Here is a 21,547-nt window from a genome sequence, read left to right as displayed (position 1 = left end):
ATTATTATTTCTTATCTGTTTTTTTAACTTTAGTTGTTGTTTTTTTTGAAACTTTACCTGCAACTGATTTATTTGATTTTTTTGCTTTCGCAGCCTCTTTTTTTAAATCTAAATCTTCTTGTTTGTAAAGTTCTTCAACTGATACAGTTTTTTCTTTTGTGCTTGCTAATTCCATAATAAAGTCAATTATTTTATCTTCAAAGATTGGTCCAGAAAGCTGTTGTTGAGCTTCAGGGTTGTTTTTAAAATAATCCATTACCTGTTTTTCTTGACCAGGGTATTTTTGTATTTCTTTCATCATAGCATTTCTAGTATCTTCTTCTTCTACTTTGATATTATTTTTTCTACCAATCTCTGAAAGTAAAAGTCCTAATCTTACTCTCCTTTTTGCTATTTCAGATGCATCCAGCTTTTCATCCTTGGACATGCCTTTATCAGCCTCTGGCACATTATCATCGTGGTCATGGTCAGCATGATTATGGTCATGGTCAGGTTTTGCGTTTGGGTTCATTGCTTTACAGATACTATTATATTCCTCTTTTTCAAGGGTCTCAGGAAGCTCAAAAGAAACAGTTTCTGCCAATTTATCTAATATCTGTCTTTTAGACTTTTCTCGGCTAGCTTGATCATGTTGTTTAGACATCTGTTCAGAGACAGCTTTTTTTAAGGCGTTCAAATCTTCCATTCCTAAAGTTTTTGCAAAGTCATCATCAATTTTAACATCAACATCTTCTTTTATTTCGTTGATAGTTGTTTCAAAATTAGCTTTTTTTCCTGCTAAATTTTTAGCCTGATAGTCATCTGGGAAAGTAACTTTCACGTCTATTGTTTTACCTTTTACAGCTCCAACCAAACCATCTTCAAATCCAGGAATAAATGTATTTGATCCAAGTTTTAAATTATGGCCTTTAGCTTCACCACCTTCAAATGCTTTACCGTCGACCGTTCCTAAGAAATCAATAACAACAGTGTCACCAACTTTTGCAGCTCTATTTTGTTTTATTAGAGCAGTACCAACATTTTCTTTTGCTATTTTTTCTACAGCATCCTCTATTTCTTTATTGCTAATCTTAACAACGGGCTTAGTGATTTCCAGACTAGATAAATCAGGAATTTCAAAATCCGGCATGATCTCAACAGATAATTTTGCTTTCAGGTCTTCGCCGTCTTCAAAAGAAACAATTTCAATTTTCGGCTGGGAAGATGGTGTAAGTTTATTTTTTTCCATAGTCTCTTTGGTAGCACTATCAACAGATTCTCTAACCACTTCACCAAGGACCTGTTTTCCAAACCTATTTTTTACCACTGAAACTGGAACTTTTCCAGGTCTGAAACCTGGAAGATTTGCCTCTTTAGCAATGTTAACAAGTTTTTCATCAACTAATTTACTAATATCTGAACTAGTTATAATAACTTCAAATTCACGTTTTAAACCTTTTGACAAAGTTTGAGTAATTCCCATATTATTTAACCTTTTTTAGTATTCCTAATTCAATTTTATTTACATGATATTGGTGCGGGCGAAGGGACTTGAACCCCCACACCTTGCGATACAAGAACCTAAATCTTGCGCGTCTACCAGTTCCGCCACGCCCGCATATTAATCAATTTATATCTAATTTAATTAATAGCTAACTTAGGATTGCCTAAACGTCAAGCTAGAATGAAAAAAATGAGTTGGGGCGAGTGACCGGCTTCGAACCGGCGACCTCAGGTACCACAAACCCGCGCTCTAACCAACTGAGCTACACCCGCCATACTTCATTATAATATTAAAATACATAAACATTAATTTAATTAATTTTAATTATTATTAAGTCATGTATAAGTATTTAATAATTCAAATTTAATCAAGGTTTTATTATAGTGGAAAAAGATTTTTATAAAATTGCTGATAGGAACAATAATCTAGGAACAGAAACCGCATTTACAGTTTTGGCAAAAGCCAATAAATTAGCATCTGAAGGTAAAGATATTATAAATTTAGGAATTGGACAACCAGATTTTCCAACCCCAGAACATATAGTTGAAGCTGGTATAAAGGCTCTAAAAGATGGACATCACGGCTACACTCAATCAACAGGAATACCAAAACTAAGAGAAGCTGTTTCAAATGACATCTTTAGAAGACATAATGTAAACGTTTCACCAGATAAAATCTTAATAGTACCTGGAGGAAAAGTAATTATATTTTTTTCAGCTATGTTGTTAGGTGAAAAAAACAAAGAAATTTTATACCCTAATCCTGGCTTTCCAATTTATGAATCTGCAATCAATTACTCAGGTGCAAAAGCAATCCCTTATAAACTTAGTGAAAGTATGGGTTTTTCCTTTTCAGCTGACGACCTACTCAACAAAGTTAACGATAAAACCAGCTTAGTTATTATAAACAGCCCGGCAAACCCAACTGGTGGCGTTGTACCTAAGAAAGAATTAGAAAAACTTGCAAAAGGTTTGATGGATTTTCCAGATGTCACTCTAATGAGTGATGAAATTTACGATCAATTTTGTTTTGGCGAGAATAACTTTACCTCGATGTTAACCTACCCTGAAATTAGAGAGAGGCTAATAATTTTAAATGGATGGTCTAAAACATATGCGATGACTGGATGGAGATTGGGTTATGGTATATTTCCTAAAAAATTATATAATATAGCTGAAAAACTGGCTGTTAATATACATTCTTGTGTAAACGCGAGTGCTCAATTTGCTGCATTAGAAGCATTACAAGGTCCACAAAACTGTGTTACAGAAATGAACAATACATTTAAAAGAAGAGCTGAAATAATGCAAAATAGCCTTAATAAAATAGAAGGGTTTAGGTGTGAAAAGCCTAACGGCGCTTTTTATTGTTTTCCAAACATAACTGGGACAAACAAAACTTCAATTGAAGTGCAAAACCTACTTTTAGATAAATTAGGAGTAGCCACAGTTGCTGGACCGTCTTTTGGTGAGTATGGAGAAGGATTTTTAAGGCTTTCTTGCGCAAGCTCAGACGAATCTATTGAAGAAGCGACAATGAGAATAAAAAGTATTTTTTAAATAATTTTTTGCCTAATTTTTAATCATTTTTTTTTAAATTACACAAATTTTCAAATGTTATTTGAGAATTTGGTGTAAATAATAAATATATATTTTTTAAGGATACAGTATATGAAAAAAATTGAAGCTATTATTAAACCATTCAAATTAGATGAAGTCAAAAATTCATTATCTCTTATTGGCATACAAGGTCTAACTGTATATGAAGCTAAAGGTTTTGGTCGTCAAAAGGGTCATACTGAGTTATATAGAGGGGCTGAATATGTCGTCGATTTTTTACCAAAAGTAAAAATTGAAATTGTTGTTGATGACGACCTTGTTGAACCAGCTATCGACTGTATAGAACAGTCTGCTAAAACTGGTAGAATTGGTGATGGTAAAATTTTTGTGTCATCTATTGATCAGGCTATCCGTATTAGAACGGGTGAAAAAGGTAATGATGCAATTTAAATTATAAATGGAGTAATCACAAGATGTCAGACGCTAAAAAAATCATAGATATTATCAAAGAAAAAGAAATTCAATTTGTAGATCTTCGTTTCACCGACCCAAGAGGCAAAATGCAACATGTATCTCAACATGTTAGTACTATTGACGAGAAAAGCCTTGCGGAAGGGTTTATGTTTGATGGTTCCTCAATTGCAGGTTGGAAGGCTATCAATGAGTCAGACATGAAGCTTATGCCAGATTGTTCAAGAAGTATAGTTGATCCCTTCTTCTCACAACCAACATTATCAATTTTTTGTGATGTTTTGGATCCAATATCTGGAAACCCTTACGAAAGAGATCCTAGATCAACTGCTAAACAGGCTTTATCGTATATGAGTTCAATCGGTATAGGTGATACTGCATATTTTGGTCCTGAACCTGAGTTTTTTGTTTTTGATGACGTTAAATATGAAGCTGAAATGCATTCTGCGTCCTATACAATAGATTCGTCTGAGGGACCATATAACTCAGGAAAAAATTTTGAAGAAGGTAACATGGGCCATAGACCTGGCATCAAAGGAGGTTACTTTCCAGTACCTCCAGTTGATTCTGCTCAAGATTTAAGAAGCGAAATGGTTCTTTCCCTTGTTGATATGGGAGTGCCAATGGAAAAACATCATCACGAAGTTGCACCTTCACAACACGAGCTGGGAATGATGTTTGGAACATTGATTGATACTGCCGACAACGTCCAATTATATAAATATGCAGTTCAGAATGTAGCCCATTCTTTTGGTCAAACTGCTACTTTTATGCCTAAACCAGTTGCAGGTGATAATGGTACTGGAATGCATTGTCACCAGTCAATTTGGAAGGATGGTAAGCCTTTGTTTGCTGGTAACCAATACGCTGAGCTTTCAGAAATGTGTTTGTACTATATAGGTGGGATCATTAAGCATGCTAAAGCGCTCAATGCTTTCACTAACCCATCAACTAATTCATATAAAAGATTGATACCTGGTTATGAAGCACCTGTTATTTTAGCATATTCAGCTAGGAACAGATCAGCTTCTTGCAGAATACCTTTTACTGACAGTCCAAACGGCAAAAGAGTTGAAGTGAGATTTCCTGATGCTACGGCGAACCCTTACTTAGCATTTTCTGCCATGCTAATGGCTGGTTTAGATGGTATTCAGAACAAAATCCACCCTGGTAATGCAATGGATGAAGACTTATATGAGCTTCCTGCTAGTGAGCTTGCAAGTATACCTACTGTTTGTGGCTCTTTAAGAGAAGCACTAGATGCGCTTAGAGAAGACATGTCTTTTTTAACAAAGGGTGAGGTTTTCACTGAAGACCAAATTGAAGCTTACATTGATTTAAAAATGGAAGAAGTTGTTCAATTTGAACATGCTCCTCACCCAGTTGAATTTAAAATGTACTATTCTAGCTAATTTCTAATATATGAAAAAAAACCCAACACTATGTTGGGTTTTTTTTGTTTTCAAATAATATAATTACTGCTAAATGTTGTACCCTATTCATTAATAAATACTAGATAATGTAATAAAACAAATTTTATGAAAGAGAATCTATTGAACCAAAATCCTTATTCAGCTTCAGAAATTGAAGTTTTAGAAGGCCTTGAACCTGTCCGTCACAGACCAGGAATGTATATCGGTGGAACAGATAAAAATGCTTTACACCATTTAGCTGTAGAGATAATTGACAATTGTATTGACGAAGTTGTTGCAAAGCACGCAACCACTATAAAGGTAGAACTCTTAGAAGATAACTTTATAAAAATAAGTGATAATGGTAGAGGTATCCCTATTGACAATCATCCAAAATTTAAAAACAAATCCGCATTAGAAGTAATTATGACTACATTACATTCTGGCGGCAAGTTTTCTAATAAAAATTATACAACATCTGGAGGTTTGCACGGTGTAGGAGCGTCAGTTGTAAACGCTCTTTCGGAGCATATGAAAGTAGAAGTAATAAGGTCAGGTTTTTTGTATAGACAAGAGTTTTCAAAAGGATTACCTACCACAACACTCTTAAAAATAGAGCCTACAAAAAAATCTAATGGAACAACAATAACATTTAAACCAGATAATACTATCTTTGTAGACACCCATATTTTTAGTCCTGAAAAAATTTATAAGATTTTAGAGTATAAGGCATATCTTGTTGCCGGAGTTCAAATTGATTGGAAATGTCACTCTTCATTATTAACTGACAGTAGCATTATACCTACAACAAAAAAATTATGTTTTTTGGATGGATTAAGCGAATATATGCATTCTAAAACATCTAATACTCCAATGTACACAACCTCATCTTTTAAAGACAATGTTAAAATAGGAGAAGAAACTGTAGAATGGGCAATTAGATGGTTTGTTGAGAATGAAAATAGTTTTGTAGAAACTTTTTGTAACACTGTTCCTACTCCTCTTGGTGGAACTCATGAATTAGGTTTCAGACAAGCATTAACAAAAGGTATAAAAAATTTTGCAATTATAAAAGGTTTTAAAAAAGCTAATGAGCTTGTTTACGATGATTTAATGCTTGCAACTGGGTCAATATTATCTGTTTTTATAAAAGACCCTCAATTTCAAGGACAAACTAAAGAAAGACTAGTTAATTCATCAACTACCAAACTTGTAGAAACAGCCATTAAAGATAGGTTTGAAACCTGGCTGTCTAATGACACTGAAAAAGGTGAAGCAATCCTTAACAGAACAATTAGCTATTATGAAGAAAGAAAAAGAAAGAAAAAAGAAAAAGATGTATTAAGAAAAACAATAACAAAGAAGGTTCGTCTACCAGGGAAATTAGCAGATTGTTCTAGCAATAAATTTGAAGAATCTGAACTTTTTATTGTAGAAGGTGATAGTGCTGGAGGATCTGCTAAACAAGCTAGAGACAGGAAAACGCAGGCTGTTTTGCCCTTAAAGGGTAAAATTCTAAATGTAGCCAGCGCTTCAAACGAAAAAACTGCTCAAAACCAAGAAATCAACGATTTAAAACAAGCAATGGGATTAAATCATACTTCTTCTAAATACATTGATAGTTTGAGATACAACAAAATCATAATAATGACAGATGCAGATGTTGATGGCGCTCACATTGCTGCTTTACTTTTGACTTTTTTTTATAATAACTTTCCTGAGATTATAGAAAAAGGCAATTTATACTTAGCTCAACCACCTTTGTATAGAATTACTCTAAATGGTAAATCATTTTATGCACAAACAGAAGATGCTAAAAATGCGATTATAAATGATAAATTTTCTGGAAAAGGTTTAGTTAGTCGATTCAAAGGATTGGGCGAAATGCCTCCATCACAATTAAAAGAAACAACTATGAACCCTCAAACAAGAGTTTTGTTAAAAATCACACTCCCTAAAAGAGATATAAATGAAGCAGATGACAGGCGATTAGTTGATGAACTAGTTAATATTCTTATGGGAAAAAAACCTGAGCTTCGTTTTAAATATATTCAAGAAAACGCTAATTTAGTTGATGAATACGATATATAATTAAGTCGCTCTAATTAGTTTTAATTGACTTTTTAGAATAACAAAGCAATAAAGCTTAAAATTAGTAATTAAGGAATATTTGTGAGCTTTGAAAAACTAGGTTTATGTTCAGAAATTTTAAAGTCTATTAAAGAAAAAGGCTATGTAAATCCAACTGAAATACAAGAAAGAGCAATTCCACAAGTTTTGATGGGAAGAGATTTGCTTGGGTGTGCACAAACTGGAACTGGTAAAACTGGATCCTTTATAATGCCTTTAGTAGAAATATTAAACACAGGTAAAGCTAAATCTAGAATGCCAAGATCTTTAGTGCTAGCTCCTACAAGAGAGTTAGCAATGCAAGTTTCTGAAGAATTCAACTTAATAAATAAACATTTAAAACTTCAAATGGCATTATTAATTGGAGGTGTTTCTTTTGTTGAACAAGATAATAAATTAGCAAAAGGTGTAGATGTGCTTATCGCCACTCCCGGCAGGCTTTTAGATCATATAGACAGAGGCAAAGTAATATTAAAGGATTTAAAAATACTTATAATAGATGAAGCAGACCGAATGCTTGATATGGGCTTTATTCCTGATATAATAAAAATTAATAAACTTTTGCCCAAAATAAGACAAACATTATTTTTTTCAGCTACTCTTTCTAATGAGATACGAAACATTGGAGAAAATTTTCTTATAAACCCTAAAGAAATTTCAATTAGCCCACATTCAAGTACGTCTTCAAATATCGAAAGTTTTTTGATAAAGACCATCAAAAATAATAAATTAAATGATTTAAGAAAAATATTAAATATTGAAAAGGTTAAAAATGCAGTAATTTTTTGCAACAGAAAAGTAGATATTAATAAAGTTAACACATTTTTAAAAAAAAATAATTTTAAAACAGTTTGTCTACATGGAGATATGAGCCAAAGTTCTAGAATACAATCTCTTGAGGATTTCAAAGATGGACTATCCAAAATTTTAATTGCTTCCGACGTCGTAGCTCGAGGAATAGATGTGGCTGGTTTAAGCCACGTGTTTAATTATGATGTACCTATTAATCCTGAAGATTATGTTCATCGAATTGGAAGAACTGGAAGAGCTGGACTTAGAGGAAAGGCTTTTACTTTTTGTGAAGATGGTGATGAAAAAAATGTTTTAACAATTGAAAAGTTAATTAAAAAAAGTATTCAAACATATCATTTTAATGATATTAACTCAGAAAGCACTGATTTTAAAAACATATCTTCGGAACAAAACAATCAAAAAATTAAAGAAACAAACACGAAATTTAAGAAAGTTAATTTTCTGCCTATTGAAAACTTTTTAAATTTTAAAGAAAGTGGTCAAATTCCAAATTTTTTGACTAAAAAATAAATTTTAAATTAGAGCTTTATTTACTATCTCAGATAAATCTGATGAAATCGGTCGATCAGTAATATCTTTAAGAGCTTTTTTCATTTTATTTTTTCTTGTTTCATCGTAATTAGTAAATCTAGTTAATGGTAAAACTAATCTTGCAGCAGCTTGAGGGTTATTTTTATCAATCAAGCTAACTTGGTTAGATATAAAATTATAGCCAGATGAATTATTGGCATGAAAAAGCAAAACATTTTCTCTCTGAAATGTACCTAAGACTGATCTAATTTTATTAGGATTTTTATACTCAAAGGCTTCATGTGATAACAAATCGTTTATAAAATTTAATCCTTGACCTTCTACGTTTAATATAGACATTAATTCAAACCATTTCTCTATTACCAAGCTATCTTCTTTCCATTTTAAGTAGAATTTATCTAAGAAATTAAATGGTATATCTGTTCCATAAACACATAAAGATTTGAGTCCAGAAATTGACAATGTCATATTTTTACTTGAGGTGATTTTTTTAGCTAAATTAACACCAACCTCATTATTAATTAGCACTAAGTAATTTAGTATTTTTGCTAGTAAAGCTCTTTCGCCTTCTTTTGTATCATCTTCAATATCATTATGATAAAAATCTAAAGCCTTAATTTCAAGAACATCTTCTAGAGCATTTCCAATTTTTTTCATAAGTTTTTTTCTTTTGTTAAAAACCTCAATTGGATCAGAAACATCTAAAAAATTTTCAAATGTATTTCTGGATGGAATATCAAACAAATGGGAAAGCAAAGAAGCATTTAAAGATTTTTCAGATAATAAATCTTGTAAAACTGGGATTATAGAAGAAAGAGTATTTTTATCTAAATAACTATCTAAAAATAGATTTTGAATAGCATCCCATCTATTAAAACCATCACTATCAAATTTTAAAATCTTTAGATAATCATCATTTGTTAAGTCAGTTTTTAAAATAACTGGAGCAGAAAAGTTTCGTAACAAAGAAGGAGTAAACTCTGAAGTTTGGGAATAAACATTAATATTATCATAACTTTTAGACAATAAATAAACATGTTCAAATTTTAATTCTGAATCATTTATCTTAAACTTAATTAAAGTCCCTTTTTTATCAATTATAGATATTTTTATTGGAATGGGTAATTCACTCGGTTCATTATTTATTGATTGTGAGATATTAAAATGGCAACCATTTTTAATTTTTGTTCTTAATATATCTACTTTTGGAGTTCCTGATTGGCTATACCATTTTTTAAATATGTCTAGATTTTCTTTACTACCTAAAGAGAGAGATTTTAAAAAATCTTCACATGTTACAGCTTGACTATCATAAAGAGTGAAGTAAGTATCCATTCCCTGCCTATATTTTTTTTCTCCTAGATAATTAAAAATCATTCTAATAATTTCAGCTCCCTTTTCATAAATAGTCGGAGTATAAAAATTATTTATTTCCAGATACTTTTCTGGTCTTATCGCATGGCTATTAGAACCTGCATCTTCAGGAAATTGAATAGATCTAAGTAATAAAACATCTTCAATTCTCTTAACACTTTTGTTATTCATATCAGCAGAGAACTCTTGATCTCTGAAAACAGTTAAACCTTCCTTTAATGTTAATTGAAACCAATCTCTACAAGTTATCCTATTCCCTGTCCAATTATGAAAATACTCGTGTGCAACTATAGATTCTATATTTCCTAGATCTATATCAGTTGCCGTTTCATAATCTGCCAGAACAAATTTAGAATTAAAAATATTTAGCCCCTTGTTTTCCATTGCGCCCATATTGAAATGACTAACCGCTACAATCATAAAAACTTTAAGGTCATACTCTAATCCATAATTTTCTTCATCCCAAGCCATTGCCTTTTTTAAACTTTTCATAGCATGAAAAGTTAAATGCTTGTTCCCTATTTCTGTAAAAATTTGTATTTTTATATTTTTATTTGAAGATGTAGTAAATGAAGATTCAGAAAGTTCTAAATTACCTACAACTAACGCAAACAAATAAGATGGCTTTGGAAATGGATCACTCCAAATTTTAAAATGTCTTTCAGAGTTAGTACCTTTATCTGTAACAATTCCCTCTTCAATTAAATTCCCGTTGGATAACATAGTACTATAACGTTTAGATGCTTCAATTCTAACTTTGAAAATTGCTAGACAATCTGGCCTATCTGTAAACCATGTGATTTTTCTAAAACCTTCAGGTTCGCACTGAGTACAAAACATTTGATTACTCTCATACAAACCTTCTAAAGAAGTATTTTCTTTAGGGAAAACTTTAACTTGTGAAATTATTTTAATTGAAGATGCGTCATTAGAAACTGGCAATAATAAAACTTCATTTTTTTTTTGGAGCGTTTTAAGATCTACATCAATGCTTTTATCATTATCCATTAAAACCGAAAAATTGATAGTCTCTAAGTTAACGCCATTTAACTCAATAAAATTATCTAAATCTAAATTTTGACTATAGGGTAGATCATTTTTTTTAAAAAGGATTTCGGAATTTATCAACGAAAAACCTTCATAAATTTTTATATCCAAAAATATATTTTTGGGAACCCATAATAGTGGTTTATAATCTTCTCTTTTTTTTACAAAAGAATTCATAATCTTTATTATTAGCTTTCCCTGGTATTTGTGTAAGCTAAACTAGAATGTTCGGCACAATAGGGTCTGCCTGGGTTTATTGAAGCACCACAAAAAGAAAAACCTGGAAGTTTAGGATCACCAATTGGCCAACAACACCTGTTTCTTGACCATTCAACATCTCTTAATAAGATTTTTAAAGGTAAGTCCTTATGTTTTTGTTCGTCATCTTTCTTTTGATTTTTCCTAAGATCTCCAAGTTTAGAAATTGGTGAATTTCTTTTCGGAAGATTCATTCTATGAGCTTTCCCTGCTATAGCATTCCTTGAGACGCCTAACTCGACACCAATCTTAGTTATAGGCAAACCCTCTTCCCAGAGTGCTTTTAATTTATTTAGTTTTTCTTCGTCCCAAACTGCTTTATCCATTTTTTTCCCTATTCAATTTACCAAAGATTTAAAAAGTCACCAACTAAATCAATTTGGCTTTCTATCATATTTTTCCCATAATGAATAGGCCTTCCAATTAATTTGGCCTGCTTAAGTAACTTTGTTTCTTCAGGTTGCATAATAATGTCTGCTATTATGCATTTTGACTGAGTTGTTGTTACGTCAAAAGGTAATTGGTCATTTTTCTTCAGACCCAGACTTGTAGCGTTAATAATTAAGTCACAGTTATTTATATCATAGTCATATTGAGAAAAAACAGTTATTTTTAGTTGTTTATTAAAAGAATTTATTCTTTTTTTGAGATCATTCGCTTTGTTTGTATCTCGATTAACAATTTTTAATTCTTTAATTCCTTCATAAGCAAGTGAACAACCAATAGCAACTGCAGCTCCTCCTGATCCGAATAAACCAATTATTTTGTCTGAAAGTTGATGGTTTTGACTTAAGAAACCATTAATAAAACCTTTACCATCAAAGTTATTACCTATTAACTTTCTATTCTTATCAAATTTTATCCAATTGACAGCTTGAGTGGATTCTGCCTCTGTATCTAATAAATCACATAATTCTACAACTGCAGATTTATGAGGAATAGTAACTGTCAATCCATGAAAGTTATCAACTTTTTTTAGAGTTTGAATTAAATTAGTCAAATCATTTGATGAGACTTTTAGAGGTATCATAACAGCATCAATATTTTTACTTTTAAATATAGATGTAAAGATTGTTGGTGCTTTTACATGGTCGATTGGATCCGCAATGCATCCGTAAATTTTTGTTGTTCCTAGCATTTATTCATGTTTTTTTTAAAATTTAATGATGCCGAATTGACACAGTACCTTAATCCTGTTGGTTCAGGTCCATCTGGGAACACATGACCCAAATGAGCATTGCAATTTGAACAATGAACTTCAGTCCTTACCATGGAAAAAGAATTATCAACAGTCGTAGCTACAATATCTTCAGAAATTGGTTGATAAAATGCTGGCCAACCTGAGTGTGATTCATATTTTTTATCACTTGAAAAAAGCTCTGTATCACAGCAAATACAGCTATAAGTGCCTGCATCTTTTTTATCCCAATAAGCTCCAGAAAATGCAGGTTCAGTCCCATGTTGTTGTGTCACTCTATACTCTTCATCATTCAAGTGTTTGGTAAAGTCTTTCATTTATATAACCTAAAATTTATTTTTCTCTATATATTGCATAAAATATTATTAACTTATATTACAAAAAAATTAAATAAATATTAAGAACAATTTTTTAATAATTTCTTTATCAAAATTAGCCTTGAAATTGAAGTGATCCAACAAAGTATTCCAAAAATATATGCAATTAATTCCACTGATTCATAAAAAAGTAACATTAATATAAAAAATATAATTGTTTCAAAACCTTCAGTTATTCCACCTATATAAAAAAAAGATTTTTTTTGTTTAGTTGAAACTAAGATTTTATTTTTTTCAATAATCCATGCAGAAGCTAAAAAAGTTGTCTGTGTAGAAACAAAACTCAATAATAAAAAACAAATAGCATATGCGTTTTTAATATCTACAAAAATGAAAGCAATTGGAAACAAAGAATAGAAAACAAAATCTAAGGTAATATCATAAAAAGCTCCAATATCAGTAGGACCAAGTAATCGGGCAACAGCTCCGTCTAACCCATCACAAAATCTATTTAGAACCAAGAATAAAAAAGCACCTGTGAAATAAAAATTTATGATTGAATAGAAACAACATAAACCAAAAAAAAATCCTGAAAAAGTAATAATGTTTGCTGAAATATTTAACTTAATAATTATTTTTGCTAAAAAACTTAAATATGGCCTTAAAAAATTATTAAGTTTGGCATCAATCATATAAGTTTAATTTTTATTATTTTCAATTTGTTTAGGAATAACAAAAAGTTGTTTAGGATAAATTAAATCAGGATTACTAATCTTGTCTTTATTAAGTTTTACTATATCAACATAACGATTACCTAAACCTAATCTATCAAATGCTATATTCCATAGCGCATCACCCTTTTGAATTATAACAAAAGTGTTACCATTAGCATTTTGTATGGCTTTGCCAGTAATATTAATTGAATTTTTACTTAATAACTCTCCATTTTTCCCTAGTAAAACAGCTAGTATTTTCTGTTTTCCAGAAATTAGTTTACCCGGAATAGATAATGACCATTCATCATTTGAAATCTTAGTGGAAGATGTTTCTTTTCCCATAAAGCCTACGTTCACTTGCACCCCATTGTGTGCAAGGCCTGATAAAGTAAGTTGGCCTATTTTACTATCATACGTCATAGCTAAGATAGCTATATAAGGCTTTCTTTCATCAAGATTTGTGTTTTTATTTACATCTTTTTTTTGTCTATTCTTATTTACCAAACCTGGAGCTTGAATAACCCTTGCCCCAGCCTTCCCTTGGCTATCTACTATTGCTACAATTGGAAGATCGTTTTCTTTACCAGTTACTTTTATTGCTAAAGTTTCGTTTGCGATAATTACATCACCATCTTTATTAGTTTGCCTAAACGATAATAAATATTCACCACGACTAAGTTCTTCTTCAGGAACAGCAATAAATTCGCCAACTTTATCACTAGTTGTTTTTGCTATTACTTTTGAGCCGGAAATTATTTCTATTTTTGAGTTTGGAAAACCTTTTCCAGCAATCACAAGGCTGCCATCAGGTCTAACTCTGATTATTTCAAGTTTAATAATTTCTCCACTTTGTTTTCTAGTTGTTTTTATTTCAATTGGTTTTGCATCAACAACTTCTTTAACTAAAGGCACAACTAATTCTTTTTCTTCTATCAAGTTTGGTTGATAAAATGCAATTAGTATAGCCACTATTGCTAGTATTCCCCCACCAAAAAGCAAATATATAACTTTTGAAATTTTCATAAAAAACCTTAGCTAAAAAAGATAAACTATTCTAAAATAAATTTACTCAATAAGAAATCATTTTTTAGAAATTTAAAAATAAATTGAATGTTTTGAAAAAAAAAATATGTATCTTTGGAGGTTCTAATTCAGGGACTGATAACACTAACATACAAAATGCGAAAACTGTGGGTCAGTTAATAGCTGAAAGTAATTTTGATATTGTTTTTGGTGGAGGTGAAAAGGGAATAATGGGAGCTCTTTCTTCTTCAGGCGTAAGATTTGGTGCAAGAACAACAGGAATAATACCTGGTTTTTTATTAAGCAAAGATGTTGTTAACTCTTCAATTCCAAATATTTTTAATTCTGAACTACTAATAACTCAGACAATGCATGAAAGAAAAAAAATTATGTATGAAAAATCTGATGCTTTTATAATATTACCTGGTGGCGTAGGGACACTTGATGAATGTTTTGAGGTTCTAACTTGGTGTCAGTTAGATCTAATCAAGAATAAAAAAGTTGGAATTATTAACTTTAAAGGTTATTGGAACCCTCTTATTCTTTTAATCAAACATTTGATTAATCAAGAGTTTATGAGTCCTGATAACTTAAATTATTTTGATGAAATAAAGAACATAAGTAAACTTAAAAAATTTTTAAAAAACATTTAACTTTTTAATTAAATTATGTATGTATTATTTGAATTGTATAGTATTTAAATACGATCAATTAAATAATAATTTCAAAAATAAATAAGGTCTTAAAATGTTAGATTTGATTAAAATAGCCAAAACTGAAGCTAAAGGCGGTGATTTAAAGTCACTCCTTAACACTTTTTATTCAGAAACTGAAATAAGACCTCACGGATATCCTGATGCGATGGTTTGGAAAGGTGGCAGGCATTGTGGGACAGTTAACCCAATATGTCACTCATTAACTGATGCATATGCACTACTGGGAACAATTGCAGCCGCAGATATTTTAAACCTCCCATTTTATGCTGTACCAATGTGGTCTCAAATTAGACATGATACTAAATTAGAAGCATTAAGTTGGTTTGGAAATATGCAAAATACCTCTATTAAGTGGTCCACTGCTGGCGATGCTTATGTTAACGATACAAATGGAAATAGAGTTGTAGTAATGGGAAAATCAGGAAATGCTCCATTACGAACACAAGCAGGTGTTTATTGTAACGTACGTCCATACGGACCAATAACTGTCGTAAGATGCATGCCATGCCTACCATACTCTCAAGACAAATCTAAATTTACAGTAAATAATCAAACAGGCATTGTGCACACTGAGATGAATACTCCAGGCATACAAATGGCTCATGCATGTCGCCTTTTTTTGAAAATGGTTAACGATACTGGAAAATTAGGTAGAGTTGCATTTAAACCAACTCAAGCAATGGAAGATGGAATAAATGCTGGGTTATTGATTTGGCTTCTGGAAGGAACTAAATTCAAAATAGGTCGTAAATGGGCTGTAAACGCCTACGAAGAACATAAAGAAAACATTGATAAAATAATTTCCTTATTACCAAAAAATTTCAAATCAGGGATGGAAAACTGGTCTGGTAAAATTGAGCAACATATTGCAGATACTAACTATGGTTTACTAATATGGGATTTAATAGAAAATCAAGAATGCATAATTTTGGCTACGGATTTGGACGGTGATAGATTAACTGATTTACTTGCTGACATATCAGATCCTTTAAGAGCTTTTGGGCAAAAAGTTTTAGATCATGTTAATAGCGATATTACTATAGATAGTGCTTGGAAATCCATGGGATTTTCTACTGGAAATGGTAGAGACATGACATCTGTGATGTATAGAATGGAGGGCCCTCCTATTCACGAACAAACACTTGGATCTGCTGATGCTATGTTATTGAGGCTTTTAGACGGTGACGAAACAATGAATGGCACTAAAAAACCCTATGATCCCAGAATACACTTCGTTTTAATAAGAGATGCATATTTGGACGCAAATCCAGGCAATATTGAATTAGAAAATTGGTTAAATAATATTTTAGAAAAGTTTGATGTTATCTATAGCAAAGACAGACCAGGATTTATAGAAGGTTATAAAAAACTAAAGGAAAGTATTACAGCTTGGTAATATGACTATTTTTTATTAAGTACGGGCTCAAGTCTGTCCATTACGTCTATAATGAACTTTTCTTTTGCTGCAAAGCATATTCTTATGTGGCCCTCTCCAGACACACCAAACGCTATACCCGGTGCAACTCCAACATTGGTTTCAACAATTAACTTTTTTGCATAATCTAGTGAGTTATCCATATCCCTAACTTTAAAAAAAGCATAAAAAGCAGCATCTGGAATACTACATTCAACTTGATCCCAAGTTCTTAATCTATCAAACATAAGATCTCTGGATTTTTTTAAACTTTGTCTCAACTTATTTGTAATACTTTTATAATTTTCAAGAGCCGCCATGAAACCAATTTGTAAAAACTCTGGGACGCCTGTAGTTGTAATTTGTACAAGCTTAGCTATATGTTGCCCTAATTCTTCAGGATGAGTAATCCACCCTATTCTCCACCCAGTCATATCAAAACTTTTTGAAGCTGAATTGATTATAATCAGTCTATCGTTTGGTTTAGATAATTGAAGAAAACTGGGTGCAGCTAAACCATTAAAAGTTATTTGGTGATACACCTCGTCTGAAACCAACCAACAACCATGCTTTCTGGTATGTTTTAAAAGTAAATCTTGTTGTTCTTTTTTAATCATCCAACCTGTAGGATTTCCAGGACTATTTATGAATAACATTTTAGTTTTTGATGTTATTGAATTTAATAAATTATTAAAATCTATTTTCCATTCGCCATCAGATAATTTAAGCGATATTTCTTTAATATTTCCTTTCTTTAATAAAACAGAAGATCTAATATTAGGCCAAACAGGACCTACCAATACAACTTCATCATCTGCATCAACAATTAAATCACAAACCAACCTTAAACCCATCATACCACCACTAACAACACTATGATTTTCTGGTTTAGTATTTATATCAAAGACTTCATTCATATATTGAGCAACTTGAATACGTAATTCTGGAGTACCATTTTGATATGTATAAAATGTCTTACCGGTATTAAGTGCTTCAACGGTTTTATTACAAATTAGTTTACTAGTAGAAGTATCACCTTCACCAAACCAGGCAGGGTATATTTTTTGACCCGTAGTATGTTCATGATTTCTTCCAAAGTTTGCTATTTCCATAATAGCCGTTTCTTTAAATGATAAAATTTCTTTATTTAAATTTTCTAACACTATTATTACTCTAAGTTCATTTTCTAATATATTCTTTCAACATTTCTATAGCTTTATCAATCTGCTCTGGAGACGATCCACCTGATTGGGCCATATCTGGTCTACCTCCTCCTCCTTTACCACCAAGTGTCTCCGACACATGTTTAACCATTTCAACTGCACTATATTTATCGGTATAATCTTTGTTAACGGCAATAACTACAGAAGCTTTGTTATCAATTTTACTAATTAAACATACAATTTTAGATTCACTGTTTTTAAGAATATTTTCTGCTGTTGGCTTAAGATCTCTAATCATCATCTCATTAAAGATATTGTATTCAAATATAACATCATTTATTTTTTCTTTATTTGAATTATTTTTATCAATATTCAATGGGTTTATTTTAAGCTGTTTTAATTGTTTATTGATATTTTTATTATCAAGTATAAGTTGCTCAATTTTTTTTAAAACTTGTGATGATTCTGTCCTTAAAAAACTGGAAATGGTTTTTATTTTATTTAACTCAGAATTATAAAATTTTAAAGCAGCAGTATTAGTAATTGCTTCAATTCTTCGAACACCAGATGAAACCCCTGTTTCTGAAATGATTTTAAAAGTTGAAATCTCAGAAGTATTTTTTACATGAGTACCTCCACATAATTCTACAGACCAAGCATTCTTATTAGAATCTATACTTTTGCCCATAGACACTACTCTAACTTGATCACCATATTTTTCTCCAAAAAGAGCAATAGCTCCATTTTCTATAGCTTTACTTTGTGTCATGATCTTCGTAGAAACATCATCATTTGATAAAATTCTACTATTTACTTCATCTTCTATGTCTTGCAATTTTTTTTCTTCAATTGGTTTAGGATGACTAAAATCAAACCTTAATCTTTCATCGGTAACAAGAGAACCTTTTTGGGCAACATGATCACCTAACTTTTGTCTTAAAGTTTCATGAAGCAAGTGTGTCGCTGAATGATGGGAAGATATTTTTTTTCTATAATCTAAATCTAATTTTTGAGTAACAATTTCACCTGTTTGTAATTCACCTGATATGACTTCAATATTACAAATAAAAATATTAATATCGTTACCTAGTTTAATTTTATTTGAATTTATTACTTTACCAGTAAATTCATTATTAACGATTGAACCCCTATCTGAAACTTGACCTCCTGATTCAGCATAAAAAATTGTTTCATTAAAAATTACATCTACTTTTTCACCCAATTTAGCTTTTTTAATTACTTCATTATTTTTTAGGATTAAAACAACTTTCGTTTTTAAAAACACATCGTCATATCCCTTGAAATCTGTAGATGGAAGTTTTAAAAAATATTTCAGAACATCAGATTTATATTGTTTATCTCCTGAACCGACCCATGCTTGTCTTGCTTTATCTTTTTGAGCATTCATTGAAATATCAAAACCTTTATAATCTAAAGTCCAACCATAACCCTTTAAAACATCCTCGGTTAAGTCTATAGGAAATCCATAAGTGTCATATAATTCAAACGCCTTTTGACCTGGCAACACTCCATTAGAAACTTTATTATCTATTTCATTCTTAAGTAAATTTAATCCTCTATCCAGAGTATCTTTAAATTTTATTTCCTCATCTTTTATAGTACTCTTAATTAATGTATTTTCCCTATTCAACTCTGGGAATGCATCTCCCATTTCTTTACATAAATAATCGACTAATTTATAAATAACTGGATCTGTTGCACCTAATAAATGAGTATGTCTCATTGCTCTACGCATTATTCTTCTTAATACATAACCTCTACCTTCATTACTAGGCATTACACCTTCAGCTATGAGAAATGATATAGATCGCAAGTGGTCTGCCACAACTCTATGTGAAATTAAATTATTTTGACTTTTATTTACATCCATTTTTATTGATGAAGCATCTACAAGATTTTTCATCATATCAGTCTCATAATTATTATGAGTATTTTGTAAAACAGCTGAAATTCTCTCTAAACCCATACCAGTATCAATACTAGGTTTAGGTAAATTAATTCTTTCTTCCATTGAAACCTGTTCATACTGCATGAATACCAGGTTCCAAATTTCAATAAATCTATCACCATCCTCATCTTGACTGCCAGGGGGGCCTCCAGGTATAGATGGTCCATGATCAAAGAAAATTTCTGAACAAGGTCCACATGGACCCGTATCTCCCATACTCCAAAAATTATCATTTGATTTAATTTTAATTATTTTTTCATCACTTAATCCTGATATTTTCTTCCATAATTTTTCAGCTTCAGTATCTGTGTGATAAATAGTTACAAGTAATCTATCTTTTGATAAATCGTACTCTTTTGTAAGCAATTCCCAAGCTTGATAAATGGCTTTTTCTTTGAAATAATCACCAAATGAGAAGTTTCCTAACATTTCAAAAAAAGTGTGGTGTCTAGCTGTTCTTCCTACATTTTCTAAATCATTATGTTTACCACCAGCTCTAAGGCATTTTTGAGAAGTTACTGCTCTTGAGTATTCTCTCTGTTCAATTCCTGTAAATGTATTTTTGAATTGAACCATACCTGCATTAGTAAATAATAAAGTAGGATCATTGTCAGGAACTAAATTGCTAGAAGAAACTATCTGATGATTGTTTCTATTAAAATATTCAATAAACTTAGATCTTATTTTATTTACTGAGTTTTCTTTTTTAGTTGTCATTTATTATGCTAAATTGTTTTTTTTATTATTAATAACATCAATTTAGCATAAATAAAATGTACAAAGAATTTATTTTTCTTCTTCTGGATTTTTTTGATCTGGATTCATTAAAATCTCTTCTACTAACTCAGAATTTCCCTTTATTTTATCTTCAATTTCTTGGGCTATATCTGTGTTTTCAGCAAGAAATTTTTTAACGTTTTCTCTGCCTTGACCTATTCTTTGTTCATTATATGAAAACCATGAACCAGACTTTTCAATTATTTCGGAAGAAACTCCAAGATCTACTATTTCTCCATTTTTAGAAATGCCTTCGCCATACATAATATCAAACTCAACTGTTCTAAAAGGTGGGGCTACTTTATTTTTTACTACTTTTACTCGTGTTTGATTACCTATAATGTCATCTTTATCTTTTATTGCTCCAATTCTACGTATGTCAAGTCTAACAGATGCATAAAATTTAAGTGCATTACCACCAGAAGTTGTTTCTGGGTTTCCAAACATTATACCAATTTTTTGACGTATTTGATTTATAAAAATAACTAGACAATTAGATTTAGAAATAGATGAGGTTAGTTTTCTAAGTGCTTGACTCATCAGTCTAGCTTGTAATCCCATATGGCTATCTCCCATATCTCCTTCTAATTCAGCTCTCGGAACAAGTGCTGCAACTGAGTCAACAACTAAAACTGATATGGCGCCTGACCTAACTAACGTATCAGCTATTTCAAGTGCCTGTTCTCCAGCGTCTGGTTGAGATATTAATAATTCATCAATATTTACCCCCAACTTTTTTGCATAAACTGGATCTAATGCATGCTCTGCATCAACAAAAGCACATGCACCGCCAGCTTTTTGCGATTCTGCGACGACGTGCAAAGCTAAAGTAGTTTTACCTGAACTTTCAGGTCCATATATTTCAACAATTCTACCTTTTGGTAATCCACCTATACCTAAAGCAACATCTAAACCTAGAGATCCAGTAGAAATGGCTTGAATATCAAGGTTCATTCCAGATGTACCTAATTTCATTACTGAGCCTTTTCCGAAGGCTTTTTCAATCTGACCTATAGCTGATTCTATTGCTATATTTCTATCTTTATCTTGGTTTGACATTTCTATTACCTCAGCGCTCATTTCTTTTCTCCTTACTGACACATCAATTAATAAGTTTCAACAAAATATAAATAATACATATTCATGTTTTGTTCTTTTGTCAACAAGTGTTCTTAT

General features: G+C 31.2%; 17 protein-coding genes and 2 tRNA genes. 7 read left to right on the top strand and 12 right to left on the bottom strand.

The window, feature by feature from the left end; genetic code table 11:
• Window positions 1-4: 4 nt before the first annotated feature.
• The 3 genes from tig to ABXT66_RS03965 form a co-directional block, all read right to left on the bottom strand.
• The gene (tig, locus tag ABXT66_RS03975) at window positions 5-1,462 is read right to left on the bottom strand and encodes a trigger factor (RefSeq protein ID WP_443644364.1); all 1,458 of its coding nucleotides are present in this window, start codon (window positions 1,460-1,462) and stop codon (window positions 5-7) included.
• A gap of 50 nt (window positions 1,463-1,512) precedes the next feature.
• Window positions 1,513-1,597, bottom strand: a tRNA-Leu gene (locus ABXT66_RS03970).
• Window positions 1,598-1,678: 81 nt separating this feature from the next.
• A tRNA-His gene (locus ABXT66_RS03965) sits at window positions 1,679-1,755 on the bottom strand.
• Window positions 1,756-1,866: 111 nt separating this feature from the next.
• Between ABXT66_RS03965 and ABXT66_RS03960 the strand changes: the two genes are divergently transcribed.
• From ABXT66_RS03960 to ABXT66_RS03940, 5 genes are all read left to right on the top strand, one after another.
• On the top strand, window positions 1,867-3,042 hold the full coding sequence (locus tag ABXT66_RS03960) for a pyridoxal phosphate-dependent aminotransferase (protein ID WP_443644363.1): 1,176 nt from the start codon (window positions 1,867-1,869) through the stop codon (window positions 3,040-3,042).
• A gap of 111 nt (window positions 3,043-3,153) precedes the next feature.
• Window positions 3,154-3,492: a P-II family nitrogen regulator gene (locus ABXT66_RS03955; RefSeq protein ID WP_443644362.1), complete on the top strand. Its 339-nt coding sequence runs from the start codon at window positions 3,154-3,156 to the stop codon at window positions 3,490-3,492.
• 23 nt (window positions 3,493-3,515) lie between these two features.
• Complete coding sequence (gene glnA, locus ABXT66_RS03950) at window positions 3,516-4,925, top strand: type I glutamate--ammonia ligase (protein WP_443644361.1); 1,410 nt, start codon at window positions 3,516-3,518, stop codon at window positions 4,923-4,925.
• A gap of 141 nt (window positions 4,926-5,066) precedes the next feature.
• On the top strand, window positions 5,067-7,016 hold the full coding sequence (parE, locus tag ABXT66_RS03945) for a DNA topoisomerase IV subunit B (protein WP_443644360.1): 1,950 nt from the start codon (window positions 5,067-5,069) through the stop codon (window positions 7,014-7,016).
• An 81-nt stretch (window positions 7,017-7,097) separates the two neighbouring features.
• Window positions 7,098-8,378 (top strand): DEAD/DEAH box helicase, encoded by a 1,281-nt coding sequence (locus ABXT66_RS03940; protein WP_443644359.1) that lies wholly within the window; start codon window positions 7,098-7,100, stop codon window positions 8,376-8,378.
• Between the two features lie 3 nt (window positions 8,379-8,381).
• On the opposite strand, the gene pepN is transcribed toward ABXT66_RS03940, so the two are convergent.
• From pepN to ABXT66_RS03910, 6 genes are all read right to left on the bottom strand, one after another.
• A complete protein-coding gene (gene pepN / locus ABXT66_RS03935; RefSeq protein WP_443644358.1) occupies window positions 8,382-10,997 on the bottom strand; it encodes an aminopeptidase N in 2,616 nt (871 codons plus the stop codon).
• Window positions 10,998-11,008: 11 nt separating this feature from the next.
• On the bottom strand, window positions 11,009-11,404 hold the full coding sequence (locus ABXT66_RS03930) for a GcrA family cell cycle regulator (RefSeq protein WP_443644357.1): 396 nt from the start codon (window positions 11,402-11,404) through the stop codon (window positions 11,009-11,011).
• A 17-nt stretch (window positions 11,405-11,421) separates the two neighbouring features.
• Complete coding sequence (locus ABXT66_RS03925) at window positions 11,422-12,216, bottom strand: shikimate dehydrogenase family protein (RefSeq protein WP_443644356.1); 795 nt, start codon at window positions 12,214-12,216, stop codon at window positions 11,422-11,424.
• Window positions 12,210-12,593, bottom strand: coding sequence for a peptide-methionine (R)-S-oxide reductase MsrB (msrB, locus tag ABXT66_RS03920; protein ID WP_443644355.1), 384 nt, complete (start codon window positions 12,591-12,593; stop codon window positions 12,210-12,212). Before msrB ends, ABXT66_RS03925 begins: the two co-directional genes overlap by 7 nt.
• Window positions 12,594-12,673: 80 nt before the next feature.
• Window positions 12,674-13,285: a CDP-alcohol phosphatidyltransferase family protein gene (locus tag ABXT66_RS03915; RefSeq protein ID WP_443644354.1), complete on the bottom strand. Its 612-nt coding sequence runs from the start codon at window positions 13,283-13,285 to the stop codon at window positions 12,674-12,676.
• Window positions 13,286-13,291: 6 nt separating this feature from the next.
• Window positions 13,292-14,332, bottom strand: a complete 1,041-nt coding sequence (locus ABXT66_RS03910) for a LysM peptidoglycan-binding domain-containing protein (protein WP_443644353.1) — start codon at window positions 14,330-14,332, stop codon at window positions 13,292-13,294.
• 92 nt (window positions 14,333-14,424) lie between these two features.
• Between ABXT66_RS03910 and ABXT66_RS03905 the strand changes: the two genes are divergently transcribed.
• Window positions 14,425-14,985: a TIGR00730 family Rossman fold protein gene (locus tag ABXT66_RS03905; protein ID WP_443644352.1), complete on the top strand. Its 561-nt coding sequence runs from the start codon at window positions 14,425-14,427 to the stop codon at window positions 14,983-14,985.
• Window positions 14,986-15,079: 94 nt separating this feature from the next.
• A complete protein-coding gene (locus ABXT66_RS03900) occupies window positions 15,080-16,444 on the top strand; it encodes a hypothetical protein (RefSeq protein ID WP_443644351.1) in 1,365 nt (454 codons plus the stop codon).
• A 5-nt stretch (window positions 16,445-16,449) separates the two neighbouring features.
• Here ABXT66_RS03900 and ABXT66_RS03895 read toward each other — a convergent pair whose 3' ends face one another.
• From ABXT66_RS03895 to recA, 3 genes are all read right to left on the bottom strand, one after another.
• Window positions 16,450-17,625: a pyridoxal phosphate-dependent aminotransferase gene (locus ABXT66_RS03895; protein ID WP_443644350.1), complete on the bottom strand. Its 1,176-nt coding sequence runs from the start codon at window positions 17,623-17,625 to the stop codon at window positions 16,450-16,452.
• Window positions 17,626-17,641: 16 nt separating this feature from the next.
• Entirely contained in the window at window positions 17,642-20,311 is a 2,670-nt protein-coding gene (gene alaS, locus ABXT66_RS03890) for an alanine--tRNA ligase (protein WP_443644349.1), read from the bottom strand.
• 69 nt (window positions 20,312-20,380) lie between these two features.
• On the bottom strand, window positions 20,381-21,451 hold the full coding sequence (recA, locus tag ABXT66_RS03885) for a recombinase RecA (protein WP_443644348.1): 1,071 nt from the start codon (window positions 21,449-21,451) through the stop codon (window positions 20,381-20,383).
• Between the last annotated feature and the right edge of the window lie 96 nt (window positions 21,452-21,547).

It is taken from the genome of Candidatus Levibacter sp. Uisw_134_01 (assembly GCF_047717795.1).
GTDB lineage: Bacteria > Pseudomonadota > Alphaproteobacteria > Puniceispirillales > Marisalimonadaceae > Marisalimonas.
The sequence above is the reverse complement of the archived record's forward strand: the minus strand, read 5'-3'. Positions and strand labels throughout refer to the sequence as shown.